The sequence below is a fragment of the Thalassovita litoralis genome (assembly GCF_900182725.1).
GTDB lineage: Bacteria > Pseudomonadota > Alphaproteobacteria > Rhodobacterales > Rhodobacteraceae > Thalassobius > Thalassobius litoralis.
Genome location: NZ_FXTO01000019.1, coordinates 50,260 through 66,498 on the forward strand (window position 1 = coordinate 50,260; position 16,239 = coordinate 66,498).

Annotated in this window: 13 protein-coding genes, 2 tRNA genes and 1 pseudogene; 8 read left to right on the forward strand and 8 right to left on the reverse strand. The window is 57.7% G+C overall.

Annotated elements, in window-relative coordinates:
- Window positions 1-11 precede the first annotated feature (11 nt).
- The 5 genes from FN828_RS13690 to fabI all read right to left on the reverse strand — a co-directional run bounded on the left by FN828_RS13690 (window position 12) and on the right by fabI (window position 4,240).
- Window positions 12-1,202, reverse strand: a complete 1,191-nt coding sequence (locus FN828_RS13690) for an aminotransferase (protein ID WP_142494038.1) — start codon at window positions 1,200-1,202, stop codon at window positions 12-14.
- A gap of 75 nt (window positions 1,203-1,277) precedes the next feature.
- Complete coding sequence (locus tag FN828_RS13695) at window positions 1,278-2,240, reverse strand: acyltransferase family protein (RefSeq protein ID WP_185959020.1); 963 nt, start codon at window positions 2,238-2,240, stop codon at window positions 1,278-1,280.
- 33 nt (window positions 2,241-2,273) lie between these two features.
- The gene (gpt, locus tag FN828_RS13700; RefSeq protein ID WP_142494040.1) at window positions 2,274-2,777 is read right to left on the reverse strand and encodes a xanthine phosphoribosyltransferase; all 504 of its coding nucleotides are present in this window, start codon (window positions 2,775-2,777) and stop codon (window positions 2,274-2,276) included.
- Between the two features lie 40 nt (window positions 2,778-2,817).
- Window positions 2,818-3,414 carry a LysE family transporter gene (locus tag FN828_RS13705; protein ID WP_142494041.1) on the reverse strand — a complete coding sequence of 199 codons (597 nt, stop codon included), beginning with the start codon at window positions 3,412-3,414 and terminating at the stop codon, window positions 2,818-2,820.
- A gap of 4 nt (window positions 3,415-3,418) precedes the next feature.
- On the reverse strand, window positions 3,419-4,240 hold the full coding sequence (gene fabI / locus FN828_RS13710) for an enoyl-ACP reductase FabI (protein WP_142494042.1): 822 nt from the start codon (window positions 4,238-4,240) through the stop codon (window positions 3,419-3,421).
- 210 nt (window positions 4,241-4,450) lie between these two features.
- On the opposite strand from fabI, the gene pdxH reads away from it, so the two are divergent.
- The 6 genes from pdxH (at window position 4,451) to FN828_RS13740 (ending at window position 12,246) form a co-directional block, all read left to right on the forward strand.
- Window positions 4,451-5,056: a pyridoxamine 5'-phosphate oxidase gene (gene pdxH / locus FN828_RS13715; RefSeq protein ID WP_142494043.1), complete on the forward strand. Its 606-nt coding sequence runs from the start codon at window positions 4,451-4,453 to the stop codon at window positions 5,054-5,056.
- 118 nt (window positions 5,057-5,174) lie between these two features.
- The gene (locus FN828_RS13720; protein WP_142494054.1) at window positions 5,175-5,711 is read left to right on the forward strand and encodes a cold-shock protein; all 537 of its coding nucleotides are present in this window, start codon (window positions 5,175-5,177) and stop codon (window positions 5,709-5,711) included.
- 20 nt (window positions 5,712-5,731) lie between these two features.
- On the forward strand, window positions 5,732-6,184 hold the full coding sequence (locus FN828_RS13725; RefSeq protein WP_235891490.1) for a DUF192 domain-containing protein: 453 nt from the start codon (window positions 5,732-5,734) through the stop codon (window positions 6,182-6,184).
- Window positions 6,185-6,265: 81 nt separating this feature from the next.
- Window positions 6,266-6,342, forward strand: a tRNA-Pro gene (locus FN828_RS13730).
- Window positions 6,343-6,950: 608 nt separating this feature from the next.
- A complete protein-coding gene (locus FN828_RS13735) occupies window positions 6,951-10,634 on the forward strand; it encodes a vitamin B12-dependent ribonucleotide reductase (protein WP_142494045.1) in 3,684 nt (1,227 codons plus the stop codon).
- Between the two features lie 400 nt (window positions 10,635-11,034).
- Entirely contained in the window at window positions 11,035-12,246 is a 1,212-nt protein-coding gene (locus FN828_RS13740; protein WP_142494046.1) for a GTP-binding protein, read from the forward strand.
- 113 nt (window positions 12,247-12,359) lie between these two features.
- On the opposite strand, the gene FN828_RS13745 is transcribed toward FN828_RS13740, so the two are convergent.
- Together FN828_RS13745 and FN828_RS13750 are read right to left on the reverse strand one after the other, a co-directional pair.
- Window positions 12,360-12,815, reverse strand: coding sequence for a disulfide bond formation protein B (locus FN828_RS13745; protein WP_142494047.1), 456 nt, complete (start codon window positions 12,813-12,815; stop codon window positions 12,360-12,362).
- Window positions 12,812-13,390 carry a YqaA family protein gene (locus FN828_RS13750; protein WP_142494048.1) on the reverse strand — a complete coding sequence of 193 codons (579 nt, stop codon included), beginning with the start codon at window positions 13,388-13,390 and terminating at the stop codon, window positions 12,812-12,814. Before FN828_RS13750 ends, FN828_RS13745 begins: the two co-directional genes overlap by 4 nt.
- Window positions 13,391-13,618: 228 nt before the next feature.
- Between FN828_RS13750 and FN828_RS13755 the strand changes: the two genes are divergently transcribed.
- Window positions 13,619-13,704, forward strand: a tRNA-Leu gene (locus tag FN828_RS13755).
- Window positions 13,705-14,779: 1,075 nt separating this feature from the next.
- Window positions 14,780-16,141 (forward strand): IS110 family RNA-guided transposase, encoded by a 1,362-nt coding sequence (locus FN828_RS13760; RefSeq protein WP_142494049.1) that lies wholly within the window; start codon window positions 14,780-14,782, stop codon window positions 16,139-16,141.
- Window positions 16,142-16,150: 9 nt separating this feature from the next.
- On the opposite strand, the pseudogene FN828_RS13765 reads toward FN828_RS13760, so the two are convergent.
- A pseudogene (locus tag FN828_RS13765) lies at window positions 16,151-16,239 on the reverse strand (IS5/IS1182 family transposase); the annotation flags it as partial.

Genomic DNA, 16,239 nt, shown 5'->3' on the forward strand with positions numbered 1-16,239 from the left:
TGGCTGCGTGTCTACGACGAGACCCCGCGCGGGGCAAGGGCTGCAAGCCTGTCAAACAGTTCTGTGATCCCGCCCCGGTCGATATTGGCAAAGGCAATCCGAAGCTGTCGTTCCCCCGCCGGATCATCACCCGGCATGAACATAGTGCCGGGCAGGGCCAGAATTCCGGCGTCTTTTACCAAATCCTGCGCCAATTGCGCCGATGATCGCCGGAACGGATGCTGGACATAGGCAAAATAAGCCCCCACACCCAGCAGCTTCCAGCCTTTTTCCTCCAGCTTGGGGAACCCGTCCTCGATCGCGGCGCGGCGGTCCAGAATTTCGGCCCGTTCCCCGGACAGCCATTGCCCCAGATTGCGCATCCCCCACAAAGCGGCATGTTGCGCCAACTGATTTGGGCAGATCGTGACGGTGTCCAGAAACCTTTCGACCTGCGACAACCGTTCGGGGCTGGTGATCAGCGCACCAACGCGATGCCCGGTCAGGCGATAGGCCTTGGAAAAGGAATACAATTGGATCACGGTATCGGACCAATCGGGATCGTGGAACAGATCATGCGGCGCACCGCTTTGGCTGTGAAAATCGCGATAGGTTTCATCCACGATCAGCGCAATGCCTGCGGCGCGGGCCACGTCCCGAAACGCCGCGATCAGTTCGGGCGGATATTCCACGCCACCGGGATTGTTCGGTGTCACCAGCACAATCGCGCGGGTCTGGGGGGTAATCAAGGCCTGCGCCAGATCGGGATCGGGTAGCAACCCCTGACCAGAGGGCAGCGCCACCGTGCGCACGCCCATCATATCCAGCCACATTTTATGATTGAAATAATAAGGGGTTGGAAGGATAACTTCATCCCCTTCGTCCGCCAGTGACATCATCGCCGCGCAAAAGGCCTGATTGCAACCGGATGTGATGCACACTTTGCTGTCTGCGATCTGCCCACCATAGGCGGCGCTGAATTGGGCCGCCACCTCGGCCCGCAATTCGGGCAGGCCCAGCACCGGGCCATACAGATGCGCCGATGGCAGGGCCAGCGCGGTTTCCGCAATCGCTTGCCGCAGCGGTTCGGGGGGCGGGTCAATCGGGGCGGCCTGACTGACATTGATCAGCGGGCGCTCGGGCGGGAATTCCACCCCCTGAAGCCAGCGCCGCGCCTCCATTACGGGCGGGGCAAAGGTGGTGGCGGTACGCGGCAAAGTCATGGTTGGCCTCGGGCAGTTCTGTCATTCCCGCCCGAGGATAGGCCAGCCCGCGTCCGGTACAAGGGTGGAATCGCCCTAAGCCGGGCTGTGACGCCGTTTTTTCCCACGTTTGCTCAGCAAACGGCTGATCCCGATCAGGGCCAGACTTAGCAAGAAAGAGCTGACAAATACCGCCAGCGCCAATGGCACTTTTTGCGTTTCGAAATCCAGCCAGTGGGTCCAGACCATCACGAAAAACGGGTGTGACAGGTAAATCCCAAAGGCCGAATCCCCCAATATCTGCGCCCATTTGCCAACGGTGCGGATGCGCAAGGCGCCCTCGAACAGCAGCGCAGAGATCAACAGATAAAGCGCGGGTTCCTGATGATGAGCCAAGGCCATACCCGTCAAAACCCCAATTAAGATGAACAACGGTCCCAGACTGCGGCCCGATGCGCGGGTGATCGCATAGAGCAGCGGCGGCACGGCAAAGGACCATTGCACGAACGGCACCGGCAGCGCCTTATGCCATTCAAAATAATAGGCCAGACAGGCCAGCGGCACTGTTAGCACTACAAACAGCCCGCCAAATACGCGCCCATGTGGCAGATGCGTCGCGGAATAGGCCAATGGCGCGGAAATCATCAGGAAGGGCAGGAACCACATATGGATCACCGGCCCGACCAGCAGCCACAGCGGTTCGGTCAGTGTGAACATCGTCGCCGGGCCATGTAACGCCCCGCGCAGCGCCAGATAAAACAGGCACCAGCCCAGCCAAGGCAATAGGATGCGTTGGACGCGCTGTATCAGGAAGGGGCGCAACGGGTGCCGCATGGACGCCCGTGTGCTGAGCGCGACGCTTAGAACGATAAAGGTATCCAGCCCGGCATAGGCGATTTCCTTCATCGGTGCGCCCAGATGTCCCCAGACAATCGTAAAGGCACAGAGGAAGCGCAGCAGTTCTAGTGAATAAAGCTTCTGATGGGTCTGATCCCCTGTGGAAATGCCGGGAATCTTGGTTGCGTCAATCGCAGCGGCGCGGGCAGGGGGCTGGCTCAATTCCGGCCCCCTTTGGCGCATGTGGCGCTGTGATCAGTCTTTGCCTCGATACGGTTCCACATATTGAAGTGCCATGTCCCACGGAAAGAATATCCAAGTGTCCTGACTGACTTCGGTGATAAATGTGTCAACCTGAGGGCGACCTTTGGGTTTTGCATAGACCGTGGCAAAATGCGCTTTGGGATACATCTGTCGTACCAGTTCCAGCGTCTTTCCGCTATCGACAAGGTCATCAATGACCAAAATGCCCTCGCCATCGCCCATAAGATCGGCATCCGGGGCTTTCAGGACTTGTGCATCCATCTGCGCCTGATGGTTGTAGGATTTGACGCTGATCGTATCAATGATACGGATATCCAGTTCGCGCGCGATGATCATTGCCGGGGCCATACCGCCGCGGGTGATGGCGACGATGGCGCGCCAATTGCCTTCGTCGGGTCCATGTCCATCCAACCGCCATGCCAATGCGCGGCTGTCGCGGTGAATCTGATCCCAGCTGATGTGAAACCCTTTTTCGTGGGGCAGGCGGTCTGACATGGGCGGCTCCTCTGGTTGGCGTGTATTTGGTAGGCTTAGCTTAGGTGGCGATCCGCAGCGCCATGACCCCCAGAACTGCAGCAGCGGCCCGGTCGAACACAGCTTTGAACCGCATATAGGCGGCGCGGAACGCGGGAATGGTCAGCCCGAAGGTCAAGGCGCTGTAGAACATGATTTCCAGCGCCAGATGATTGGCCAGCACCAGCGCCGCGCTGGCACCTGTGGGCATGGCCGGGAAAACGGTGGTGAAAATAGCGGCGATGAAAACCACCGCTTTAGGGTTGGCCATGTTGGTCACAAGACCCAGCCGAAACCCGTTCAGACCTTGGGGCGCTTCGGCCTGCGCGGGGGCATCGGCATTGCGCCACAGCGACAGGGCCAGCCAGATCAGGTAGGCCCCGCCCGCAATTTTCAGCGCCAGAAACGCCCACGGCGCCACGGCAAACAGTGCCGACAAGCCCAGAACGGCCAGTAAGCTCCATAACGTCGCGCCCACGGACAGGCCCAACCCGCACAGAAACCCCGCACGCCGCCCCGATCCAAGGCTGGCGCGCAACATCGCGATCACCGCTGGCCCCGGAGAGGCAAGCGCCCCTAAAATAGCAAGGTTGAAGGCAAGCAGGGCCGCGATGTCCACTGGATCAATCCTTGCGACCCGTCACAACATCAATATCCGGGGCGTCTACGGCTTTCATGCCGACCACATGATAACCCGCGTCCACATGCAGGTTTTCGCCGGTCACGCCGCTGCCCAGATCGGACAGCAGGTACAGCGCCGATTTGCCCACATCTTCGATGGTGACGTTGCGGCGCAGGGGCGAATTCAGCTCGTTCCATTTCAGGATATAGCGGAAATCGCCGATGCCGCTGGCGGCCAGTGTTTTGATCGGTCCGGCGCTGATGGCGTTGACGCGGATGCCGTCTTTGCCCAGATCCTCGGCCAGATATTTCACCGATGCTTCCAGTGCGGCCTTGGCTACGCCCATCACGTTGTAATGCGGCATCACCTGTTCGGCCCCGTAATAGGTCAGCGTCAGCGCGCTGCCGCCTTCGGTCATCAGCTTTTCGGCACGCTGCATGACGGCGGTGAAGCTGTAGCAGCTGATATCCATCGTCATCAGGAAATTGTCGCGGCTGGTTTCCACATAGCGCCCGCGCAATTCGTTCTTGTCCGAAAAGCCGATGGCGTGAACGATAAAGTCCAGCTTGCCCCATTTGGCTTCGATTGCGGCAAAGGCCGCGTCGATCGAGGCGGGATCGGACACATCGCAATCAATCAGCGTATCGACGCCCAATTGTTCAGCCAGCGGGACAACGCGTTTGCGGAACGCATCCCCCATATAGGTAAAGGCCATTTCAGCCCCCGCATCGGCACAGGCCTTTGCGATCCCCCACGCGATGGACTTGTCATTGGCAAGCCCCATAATCAGCCCGCGTTTTCCGGCCATCAGTTGATTTGACATATCGCATTCCCTGACCTGCTAATCTGGTGGAAATGCTTTAGGGGATCGGGGCTAAGGCTTCAAGTCCGGGCTTGACCTAACGTCGCTGAAACCTCCAACTGCGGGTGGGTGATATTCTGGCCCGATCTGGCCCTTGGTGGTATTTTAGCGCAAGGGCAGGGGCGGTAGATCGTAACAGCGGGCCTGAACAAAAGGGTGAGACACACAAACATGAGCGACAGAACCGGAATTTTTGCGGGCGATGACCCGTTCCAGATTGCGCGGAATTGGCTGGCCGAGGCCGAAAAGGCCGAATTGAACGATCCCAACGCGATTGCGCTGTCCACCGTGGATGCGGATGGGTTGCCGAATGCGCGGATGGTTCTGCTGAAAGAAATCGAAAATAACGCGTTCGTTTTCTATACCAACTACGAAAGCGCCAAGGCGCAGGAAATCGAACAGGCGGGTAAGGCGGCTTTCGTCATGCACTGGAAATCCCTGCGCCGCCAGATTCGGGTGCGTGGCACCGTCACCCGCGAAGAAGGACCGCAGGCGGATGACTATTATCGTTCGCGGTCGCTGAAAAGCCGCCTGGGGGCATGGGCATCCAAACAGTCGCGACCGTTGGAATCGCGCACAGCGCTGATGACCGAAGTCGCAAAAGTCACCGCGCGTCATGGGCCGAACCCCGCCAGACCATCCTTTTGGGGAGGTTTTAGAATCAGCCCGGTCGAGATTGAATTCTGGGCGGACGGGGCTTTTCGCCTGCATGATCGGTTCGTGTGGCGGCGCCAAGCACCTGAAAAAAACTGGACAATCACACGTCTGAACCCGTGACACTCGCGTAACGTGAAATGCAAGCGGTTGAAAAAAGTCAATTTTTGACTTGCAGCCGATAGCGAGTTTGTTCCATGAGTGGAGCGGGGATGACGTTCATTTAGGTACCAACGCTGTGATAACTGACACAAACGGCGCTCGCAGGGTACACGGGCACGTTAAATGGTTTGACCCTGTCAAAGGGTTTGGTTTCGTGGTCGCTGATGATGGCGGCCCGGATATTTTGTTACATGCCAATGTACTGCGCAATTTCGGGCAAAGCTCGATTGCTGACGGCGCATATATCGATATCTCGGTGCAAGAAACCGGGCGGGGCATTCAGGCAACTGAAGTCCATCAAATCGACCCTCCGAAGGCTTCGGAAGGATCTGTTTTGGCGGATTTCGAGGAAATTGATCCTGAATTGATCCGCAATGCACCGCTGGAACCCGCAAGGGTGAAATGGTTCGACAAGGCCAAAGGGTTTGGTTTTGCCAATATTTTCGGGAGGCCCGAGGATGTGTTCGTGCATATCGAAGTGCTACGACGCTCGGGGTTGGCCGATTTGCAACCGGGTGAAGCGGTCGCGCTACGCGTGATCGAGGGAAAACGCGGGCGCATGGCCACTGAAATTTTGGCGTGGGAAGCCGCGCTGAAACAAAAGGATATGCTCTGATGGGGTGGGGGCGGCTGGTCTTGGCTGCCCTCGTTGCCATTGGGGTGCCTGTCGCCACTTGGGCCGCGGGGTGTCGTGCCGATACCGTCTTTCTGAAGGGGGATTGGGGGCAGGCGCGGTTTTCCATCGAACTGGCCGACGAGGCCAGTGAACGGGCGCGTGGCCTGATGTTTGTGCCATCCATGCCTCGAAGCGCTGGAATGCTGTTTGTGTATCCGCGTCCGCAGGCCGTGGCCTTTTGGATGCGCAACACATTGATTCCGTTGGATATGATCTTCATGGATGAAACCGGCACTGTGCAACGTATCCACAGCAATGCCGTGCCGGGGGATGAAACGCCGATTCCCGGCGGCAGTGCGATCCGCTTTGTCCTAGAGGTGAACGGTGGTGTCGCCGATCAGCTTGGGCTGACGCCCGGCAGCGTTATGCGCCATCCATCCGTGGCGCAAAATATTGCGGCCTGGGGCTGCTAAGTCTGCACGGCCTGTTTTGTCGATTTAGGGCGATTTTCGCTTTTCATTCCTGCGCGGGGCTTGTATGTCGCTTCCACGGTCCGGGGCGTAGCGCAGTCTGGTAGCGCACCTGTTTTGGGTACAGGGGGTCGTGAGTTCGAATCTCGCCGCCCCGACCACTTATCTCTGATAAAATCATCTAACATACATCTTTTGGAATGCCTTCCAAAAGGGCGGATGCCTTGGGTTTCAGCAACGCCAGCGATTCGGGCATGTTCCCAGATTTAGTGTGTTCCTGACGACACTCTTACTGCATCTATGTGATTTTCCCGCTGCGTGATGATGCGGGGCTGCTGCGCTGCGGCGATGTTCTGGCATTTTGACAAGTCATCCCGCTAACGCGCCCCGATCAAAGGAAAAACCGGATTTGTCCACACATTGCTCCACAGGGCTGTCCCCAGACACGTTAACTAATTGAATCACTCGTGTTCTTGTCCTTTAGACGGTCAACCTCAAAAACGATAACAGAGCGTAAAAAAAGACGTTGACCCATTAGGGCGCAATACGAAAAGATGTGGGTGCCGGTCAAAAAGCCTACAAGATATAGTGGCGCTACAGGCGGGGGACAGAAGACATCGGGAATGATGGGGGCGTGGCCCCATTTTGCTTGGCCGTTTGGCCTTGGTGGAATTCTTTTGGCCTGATTGCACCCTGTCATGGCTTTGATCGGCCCGGACGCACAGACGACCGGACAAGGGACCAAGGCTGAGAAAATGGGGCAGCGCTGATGAGAATCGAAAGAAAGTTCACCAAGGCCGGGCAGGATGCTTATGCCGCGCTGGATTTTGTCACTACCGTTTCGGAAATTCGCAACCCTGACGGCACCATCGTGTTCCGTCTGGACAATGTCGAAGTTCCCAGCAGCTGGAGCCAGGTGGCTTCTGATGTCATTGCGCAGAAATATTTCCGTAAAGCTGGCGTTCCGGTCAAACTGAAAAAGGTGAAAGAGGCCGGTGTGCCAGAGTTTCTGTGGCGTTCGGTTCCGGCGTCAAAGGAAACCACGACGGATGGCGAAACCAGTGCCAAGCAGGTGTTCGACCGTCTGGCGGGGGCGTGGGCCTATTGGGGCTGGAAAGGCGGCTATTTCAGCACCGAGGAAGACGCCCGCGCCTATTACGACGAAATGCGCTTTATGCTGGCGACCCAACGCGCCGCGCCCAACAGCCCGCAATGGTTCAATACCGGCCTGCATTGGGCCTATGGCATCGACGGCCCGTCGCAGGGGCATTATTACGTCGATTATCAAACCAAGACGCTGACGAAATCCTCCAGCGCCTATGAACACCCGCAGCCCCATGCTTGTTTCATTCAATCGGTGGCCGATGATCTGGTGGGGGATGGCGGCATCATGGACCTGTGGGTGCGCGAGGCGCGCCTGTTCAAATACGGGTCCGGCACCGGCACCAATTTCAGCAGCCTGCGGGCCGCGAATGAACCCTTGTCGGGGGGGGGCAAATCCTCGGGGTTGATGGGGTTCCTGAAAATCGGCGACCGCGCGGCGGGGGCGATCAAATCGGGCGGCACCACGCGACGGGCGGCCAAAATGGTGATCTGCGACGTGGATCACCCCGACATTCAGGAATTCGTGAACTGGAAAGTCAAGGAAGAACAGAAAGTTGCCAGCATTGTTGCGGGCAGCAAGATGCACGAGGCGAAACTGAACGAGATCTTCGCCGCGATCCGCGCGTGGGACGGCAGCACCGAAGACGCGGTGGACCCGGCGAAAAACGAAACCCTGAAAGCCGCCATTCGTGGCGCGCGCAAGGTGCAGATCCCGGAAACCTATGTCAAACGTGTGCTGGATTACGCGCGGCAGGGCTATGACAGCATTGAATTCCCGACCTACGATACCGATTGGGATTCCGAGGCTTACGCCAGCGTGTCGGGGCAGAATTCCAACAACTCGGTCCGGGTCACGGATGCCTTCCTAAAGGCGGTGAAGGACGATGCCGATTGGGAATTGCTGCGCCGCACTGATGGCGCGGTGGCCAAAACCGTGAAGGCCCGCGACCTGTGGGAAGACATCGGCCACGCCGCATGGGCCTGCGCCGATCCGGGTATTCAGTTTCACGATACCGTCAACGCGTGGCACACCTGCCCGGAAGATGGCGAGATTCGCGGCTCGAACCCCTGTTCGGAATATATGTTCCTGGACGATACGGCTTGTAATCTGGCGTCGATGAACTTGCTGACCTTCCTGAAGGATGGCGAGTTTCAGGCGGATGACTATATGCACGCCACGCGCCTGTGGACCGTGACGCTGGAAATCAGCGTGATGATGGCACAATTCCCGTCGCGCGAAATTGCGCAACTGTCCTATGATTTCCGCACGCTGGGGCTGGGGTACGCCAATATCGGCGGGCTGCTGATGAATATGGGATTGGGCTATGACAGCGATCAGGGGCGTGCGCTTGGCGCGGCGCTGACCGCGATCATGACCGGCGTCGCCTATGCCACCAGTGCTGAAATGGCCGGGGAACTGGGCGCCTTTGATGGCTATGCGCGCAACCGTGCGCATATGCTGCGCGTCATCCGTAACCACCGCACTGCCGCTTATGGCGCGACCGAAGGGTATGAAAAGCTGGCGATCAAGCCCGTGCCGCTGGATCTGGCCAATGTGCCGGATAGCCGCCTGTCGGAACTGGCCATGACGGCATGGGACGAGGCGCTGAAACTGGGCGAACAGAACGGCTATCGCAATGCGCAGGTGTCCGTGATTGCGCCCACTGGCACGATTGGGCTGGTGATGGATTGTGACACCACCGGGATCGAACCCGATTTCGCGCTGGTGAAGTTCAAGAAACTGGCCGGGGGTGGCTATTTCAAGATCATCAATCGCTCGGTTCCGGCTGCGCTGGAAAAACTGGGCTACAGCAGCGCCCAGATCGAGGAAATCATCGGCTATGCCGTGGGACATGGCACCATCGGTAACGCGCCGGGGATCAACCATGCCAGCCTGATGCGCCACGGGTTCACCGAAACCGAACTGGACAAGGTGGAACGCGCGCTTGGCAGCGCCTTTGATATCCGGTTCGTGTTCAACCAATGGACCCTGGGCGAGGAATTCTGCACCAACGTGCTGAACATCCCGGCGGAAAAACTGGCTGATCCCACGTTTAACCTGCTGTCGCATCTGGGATATTCCAAGAAAGACATCGAAGCTGCCAATGATCATGTATGCGGGACGATGACGCTGGAAGGCGCGCCGCACCTGTCCGAAGATCATTACAGCATCTTCGATTGTGCCAACCCCTGTGGCAAGAAGGGCAAGCGTTACCTGTCCGTCAACAGCCATATCGACATGATGGCCGCGGCGCAGTCGTTTATCTCGGGTGCGATTTCCAAGACGATCAACATGCCCAACGATGCGACGATCGAAGATTGTCAGGCCGCCTATGAACGGTCGTGGCAGATGGGGATCAAGGCGAACGCGCTGTATCGGGACGGGTCCAAACTGTCGCAACCGCTGGCTGCCGCACTGATCGAGGATGACGACGAAGCCGCCGAAATTCTGGAAAGCGGATCGGCGCAGGAAAAAGCCGCCGTTCTGGCCGAAAAGATCGTGGAAAAGGTTGTGGTCAAAGAAATCGTCCGCAGCCACCGCGAAAAAATGCCTGAACGCCGCAAGGGATACACCCAAAAGGCGGTTGTCGGCGGGCATAAGGTGTATCTGCGGACCGGCGAATACGAAGACGGGTCGCTGGGCGAGATTTTCATCGACATGCACAAGGAAGGCGCGGGGTTCCGTGCGATGATGAACAATTTTGCCATCGCCGTGTCCGTAGGCCTGCAATACGGCGTGCCGCTGGAAGAATTCGTGGACGCCTTTACCTTCACGAAATTTGAACCTGCGGGGATTGTGCAGGGGAATGATTCCATCAAGAACGCTACGTCGATCCTTGATTACATCTTCCGCGAACTGGCCGTGTCCTATCTGGATCGCACTGATCTGGCGCATGTGAAACCGCAAGGGGCCAGCTTTGACGATCTGGGCCGTGGTGTCGAAGAAGGCGTGTCCAATGTCGAAGAACTAAGCGAAAGCGCGGCGTCGCGGTCGCTGGAAGTGCTGAAACAGATCAGCTCGACCGGCTATTTGCGCAAACGTCTGCCGCAGGAATTGGTGGTGCTGCAAGGCGGTCAAAGCATTGGCGGCATGGCATTCGGCGGCAAAGACCCCGAAGCCGCGCTACAAACGCTGGTGCCTGAAACCATCGGCACGGGGACGGGTACGGCGGTGCTGTCGTCCAGCACGGCGGTATCCTCGGGGGCGGTCAGCATGGATGCCCGGACCAAGGCGAAAATGCAGGGCTACGAGGGCGAAGCCTGTGGCGATTGCGGCAACTACACGCTGGTGCGCAACGGCACCTGTATGAAATGCAACACCTGCGGCGCGACTTCGGGCTGTAGTTAAGGAATAGGGCCGGTCCTTAGGGCTGGCCCAAATTCTTGAAAAGAATTTGGATAAGAATTTTTCAAAAATTCTTATCTGCTCAGACAGAAAGGGCAGTGACCTCTGCCCACAGATCACGGGGCGGATGCGTTCGGCCCGGCGACGCTCAGGCCGCAGGCAAAAACAAACCGGGCGGTACGAATGATTGAGCCTGAGCGGCGAAACTGGGGGGCTTATGCCCCCCATTTTTATTCTGAACCCAAAATAATGTGACACAGCGACATAGAACCCGTGGTTTCGCGGCTTTTACTTGATGGTATGGTTATATTATAACATACCCTCCGTCCGAAGGTGACGCCGTGCGAATAAACGCGCGCAACCATGCGCATCACCTTTTTGAGCAACCAATAAAGAGGTCACAATGAATATTCAGGATACTCGCCTTCCCGTTACGGTCCTTTCGGGCTTTCTTGGGGCAGGTAAAACCACGCTGCTGAACCGTGTGCTGAACAATCGCGAAGGTCGCCGCGTTGCGGTGATCGTCAACGATATGTCCGAAGTGAATATCGACGCTGATCTTGTGCGCGAGGGGGCCGAACTGTCCCGATCCGAGGAAAAGCTGGTCGAGATGTCGAACGGCTGCATTTGCTGCACGCTGCGCGATGACCTGCTGCAAGAGGTACGCCGCCTGTCCGAGGAGGGGCGTTTTGACTATCTGTTGATCGAATCCACCGGCATTTCCGAACCGCTACCCGTGGCTGCGACCTTTGATTTTCGGGATGAACGGGGGGACAGCCTGTCAGATGTGGCGCGGTTGGACACAATGGTGACGGTGGTCGATGCCGTGAATCTGCTGGGTGATTTTTCCAGCCACGATTTCCTTGCCGACCGTGGGGAAAGCCTGGGCGAAGGCGATGATCGCAGTCTTGTCAGCCTGTTGACTGAACAGATCGAATTTGCTGACGTGGTGATCCTGAACAAGACAGAGGCAGCCGGACCGCAGCGGACGGAAGCAGCCCGGTTGATTATTCGTGCGCTGAACGCTGATGCTAAAATCATCGAAACGAACCATTCCAATGTCCCGGCTGGTGCGATTCTTGATACCGGGCTGTTTGATTTCGACAAGGCACATGAACATCCAATGTGGGCCAAGGAATTGTACGGTTTTGCCAACCACACGCCCGAGGATGAAGAATACGGCATTAGCTCGTTTGTTTACCACGCCCGTGCGCCGTTTGATCCCGCGAAAATTCATGCGGTTCTGAATGGCGAATTGCCCGGCGTGATCCGCGCCAAGGGGCATTTCTGGTTGGCGACACGGCCTGATTGGGCGGTGGAATTCAGCCTTGCAGGGGCGATGTCATCAGTGACGCCGTTGGGGCGTTGGTGGGCATCCGTGCCTCAGGATCGTTTGCCCTCTCACCCCGAGGCGCAGGCCGAAATCGCCCGAAACTGGGCAGAGCCGTGGGGCGACCGGCGGCAGGAAATTGTGTTTATCGGGGTGGGGCTGGATCGTGACGTGATCTGTGACAGGCTGAATGCTGCGCTGGTTCAGGGGAACGATTTTACGCCTGCGGCTTGGGCGGGGATGGCTGATCCCTTCCCGCAATGGCGCGCACGGCAGGTTGCCTGATCTTTTGCTGCGGGGCAGCTTGTGCTGTCCCGTGGCGACGACATCCAAAGCGCCCGAAATTCCCCGTCAGCGCAGATGTGCTGCGGGTTAAATGCTTCTGATACGGCTGGCGTTCAGGTCTTGGCGCGGGCGGCCATGATCCACAGCACCATCAGCCCAAAGGAAAAGATCGCGTTCCAGCTTGCCATGGAAACCCCGAACAAGTCCCACGCGACCTGATCGCACAGCACCAGCTTTGGCCCATCCAGCGATAACAGGTTCCCCGCGTCCATGCCGCCTGATCCGGTGCAGCTTGTGGGGCCTTCCCACCAATCGCGCTCAACCCCTGTGTGATACACACCCAACCCGCCAGTAATTGCCGCCGCCAGTGCGCCCAACCAGCACAGCAGCCGCGATGGTGCGGCCAGTGCCAGAACACCAATCAGGATTGCCGCCGCATGGGGCCAGCGCTGCCACAGGCACATTTCACAGGGGGCATAGCCCAGAAACTGGAATACAAAAGCCCCGCCCAACAGCCCGGCAGATCCGGCAGCCGCCAGCGAAATCAGTGTTTTACGGTCAAGAGTCATAGGTATTTCACAATATAGAAGCCGCCCAGAAGGATGACGATGAACAGCGTGAACATCAAGCCCAGACGCCGCTCGATGAAATCACGAATAGGTGCGCCGAATTTCCACAGCAGTGCCGCCACCACGAAGAACCGAAGCCCCCGCGCGATGATTGACGTTATAATGAATGTCCCCAGCGGCAGCCCGGTCCAGCCGGACATGATCGTGATCACCTTGAACGGGAAGGGGGTGACACCGGCAATCAGCACCGGCCAGAACCCGAAATCGTTGAACCGGGTGTTGAATTCGGTCATCGCGTCGCCTTTGCCCATCGCCTGTAGAATGGGCTGTCCCAACTGGTCATAAAACAGCGCCCCGATGGTATAGCCCAACAGCCCACCGGCCACAGAGGCCAGCAGCGCCACCCCGGCAATCAGCCAAGCCCGCGATGGGCGCGCCAGAATCATCGGGATCATCAGCACATCGGGGGGAATCGGAAAAACGGATGCCTCGATAAAGGAAATAGCAGCCAAAACCCACAGCGCACGGGGGTGATCGGCAAGGGACATCGTCCAGCGATAAAGTGAATTCAGCATGATTTGCGTTCCGCTTGGTTCGGCCCGTTACGCCACGAAGGGGGCGGGGCGTCAACCGCTGATGGCGATGTTTGATGATGAAGCTGTGAACAGGCTAGCGCCAAAATGTGCCGGGAATAGCATGGGATTGGATGGGCGATAAAAAATTCTGATTTAGGGGATTCTGATCGTTTTGGGTGCGCTTTGCCTCTGGACGTTGGCGCGACGGTTGGCTAAATGATCCCCAGTGCCCAAGTGGCGGAATGGTAGACGCAGGGGATTCAAAATCCCCCGCTAGTGATAGCGTGCCGGTTCGAGTCCGGCCTTGGGTACCAGCTTGAATATTCAAGTTATTTCCGCAAATTCAGAAAATTCTTAGCAGATTGATTGCTTCACCATCGCACGAGTGGCGATAGACCTTGTGTTGTTTTGCCCTTGCGCAGATGGGGCAGGGGTTTGCGATTCTCTGGCGGATTGTGCCCGGCCTTTGGCGTTGGTTCTCGGCTTTTCAGGAAACTTTGCTGCCGCAATTACGCCCAAATTATGGCTGCGGGCGCCGGTTGCGATTTATGCCACGGTGATTCGGCCACTTTCCGCCGGATTGGCGGGTTTCGTGCCAAAAGATTCATTGCTAATGCGTAAATTTCGGCGGAATTGGTTCTGAAACAGAGACAGTTTCGGGGGCTGCCTCACAGAATTGGGCAAAAATATGTCAGAGATTTGAATTGTGGCATTGTTGAGGAACGGGCAACAGAAAACCACTTTTAGGCTACTGTTTATGGATCATTTGATCTAATTTATTCGCCTATATGGTGTTTGCATGATTTTCTAACCCCATATGTTGTTGTGTTTTCGTGATCAATTCGTTTGATATTTTGATCGGTCTTTCTGCGAATTTGAGCGAAATTTGGACAAAAGACGGCATTTCTGTGGAAATCCTATCTTTTGCGAATGCGGGACAGCAGGTAGATTTCAATAAAGCCCGACTGGGGGGCGAAGTTCAGTTGGCCACTGGGGCGGCCACAGAAACCGTTACGCATCCGTGTGATGTGAAGCTGCCAATGTACTATTACCTGGGGGGAAACAGGTCCGGTACATGACTGTTAAACTGACGTTGGAAATGCGTTTTCCAGCGATGGGATAGGTTTGCTTCGCTGATTTCGACTGCGTGACATTTTGAAAAACCGTTCCGGGCCGCTACCCGCCTGTGCGCGGTAGCAACAGGCTGTGCTATGCTGCGCCTGAAGGGCAGTTGCCGATGGCTTATTGGTGGGCTGGACCCCGTTAAAAAACGTGGCACATGGGCCGATGCGCACTTGAGAGTGGTGACGCCGCCATTTCGGTGATCCCGGTTAGGAAGATGACGAACTTGCATGGCTCACGCTCTTCACCCTGAACGGAGGAGATGTCATGACAAAGCGTAAAACCGGCGACCACCCGGACCTGAAGATGGTCAATCCCAATGCGGCGGCGATCGATATCGGCTCAACGATGCATATGGCGGCGGTGAACCCTGCCGCCGATATTATGCCAGTGCGTGCCTTCGGGACATTCACTCTGGATTTGCACGACCTTGCAGACTGGTTCCAGTCATGCGGCGTCACCAGCGTGGCCATGGAGTCGACCGGCGTCTACTGGATACCGGCCTTCGAGATTCTGGAGGCGCATGGCTTCGAGGTCATCCTCGTGAATGCGCGCTACGCCAAAAACGTGCCGGGTCGCAAAACCGATGTCAGCGATGCGGGATGGCTGCGTCAGTTGCATTCCTATGGCCTGTTGCGTGGTAGTTTCCGGCCTGCGGCTGAGGTCGCCACCCTGCGCGCCTACATGCGCCAACGGGAACGGCTCACCGAGTATGCCGCTGCCCATATCCAGCACATGCAGAAGGCACTGATGGAGATGAACCTGCAACTGCATCATGTCGTCTCCGACATCACGGGCGCGACGGGCATGCGGATTATCCGTGCCATCGTTGAAGGCGAGCGTGATCCAGAGGTGCTGGCAGCGTTCCGGGATGTCCGCTGCAAATCCTCGACGGATACGATTAAAGCCGCGCTGGTCGGTAACGACCGCGAGGAGCATGTCTTTGCGCTGATCCAGTCGCTGGAGCTATACGACTTCTACAAAGCGCAGATCGAGGCGTGCGACCACAGGCTGGAGGCGGCGGTTGGGGCGCTGACGGTCCGGGCAGACGATGATCTGGCCCCACTTCCAAAAGCACGGATCAAAGGCAGGCAGCACAATGCGCCGTCATTTGATGTTCGGGCCGCACTTTACGGGGTGCTGGGCACGGATCTGACCCAAATCCACGGTCTCGGCCCATCGTTGGCGCTAAAGCTGGTGGCCGAATGCGGCACGGACCTGCGCGCCTGGAAAAGCGCAAAGCACTTCACGTCGTGGCTCTGTCTTGCCCCAGGGAATAAGATCTCCGGGGGCAAGCTGCTGTCATCCCGAACACGCCGGTCCTCCAGCCGCGCCGCTGCACTTTTGCGTCTGGCTGCCGTCACGATTGGTCGAAGCGACACCGCCCTCGGAGCGTTTTATCGACGCCTCTCGGCAAGGATCGGAAAGCAGAAGGCAGTCACAGCCACGGCGCGCAAGATTGCAGTGTTGTTCTACAATGCCATCCGGCATGGCATGACATATCAGGATCAAGGTGCAGCGGCCTATGATGAACGACATCGGCAACGCATGCTGTCAAACCTTCAACGGCGCGCCAAGACCCTCGGTTTTGCATTGGCGCCCATTCCCGAGGCCGCGGCTGTTTCTTAGGCTCAGGACTCATAACCAAAACATGACTGTTGCGGCGAGAGCGATGGCCGAGAGGAAGACTTCGGGGCAGCGGTCATATCGGGTGGCGACCCGCCGCC

Coding starts and splice junctions, on each gene's coding strand:
- FN828_RS13690 (WP_142494038.1), bottom strand. CDS start 1,202: ATGACTTTGCCGCGTACCGCCACCACCTTTGCCCCGCCCGTAATGGAG.
- gpt (WP_142494040.1), bottom strand. CDS start 2,777: ATGTCAGACCGCCTGCCCCACGAAAAAGGGTTTCACATCAGCTGGGAT.
- fabI (WP_142494042.1), bottom strand. CDS start 4,240: ATGTCAAATCAACTGATGGCCGGAAAACGCGGGCTGATTATGGGGCTT.
- pdxH (WP_142494043.1), top strand. CDS start 4,451: ATGAGCGACAGAACCGGAATTTTTGCGGGCGATGACCCGTTCCAGATT.
- FN828_RS13735 (WP_142494045.1), top strand. CDS start 6,951: ATGAGAATCGAAAGAAAGTTCACCAAGGCCGGGCAGGATGCTTATGCC.
- FN828_RS13740 (WP_142494046.1), top strand. CDS start 11,035: ATGAATATTCAGGATACTCGCCTTCCCGTTACGGTCCTTTCGGGCTTT.
- FN828_RS13745 (WP_142494047.1), bottom strand. CDS start 12,815: ATGACTCTTGACCGTAAAACACTGATTTCGCTGGCGGCTGCCGGATCT.
- FN828_RS13750 (WP_142494048.1), bottom strand. CDS start 13,390: ATGCTGAATTCACTTTATCGCTGGACGATGTCCCTTGCCGATCACCCC.
- FN828_RS13760 (WP_142494049.1), top strand. CDS start 14,780: ATGACAAAGCGTAAAACCGGCGACCACCCGGACCTGAAGATGGTCAAT.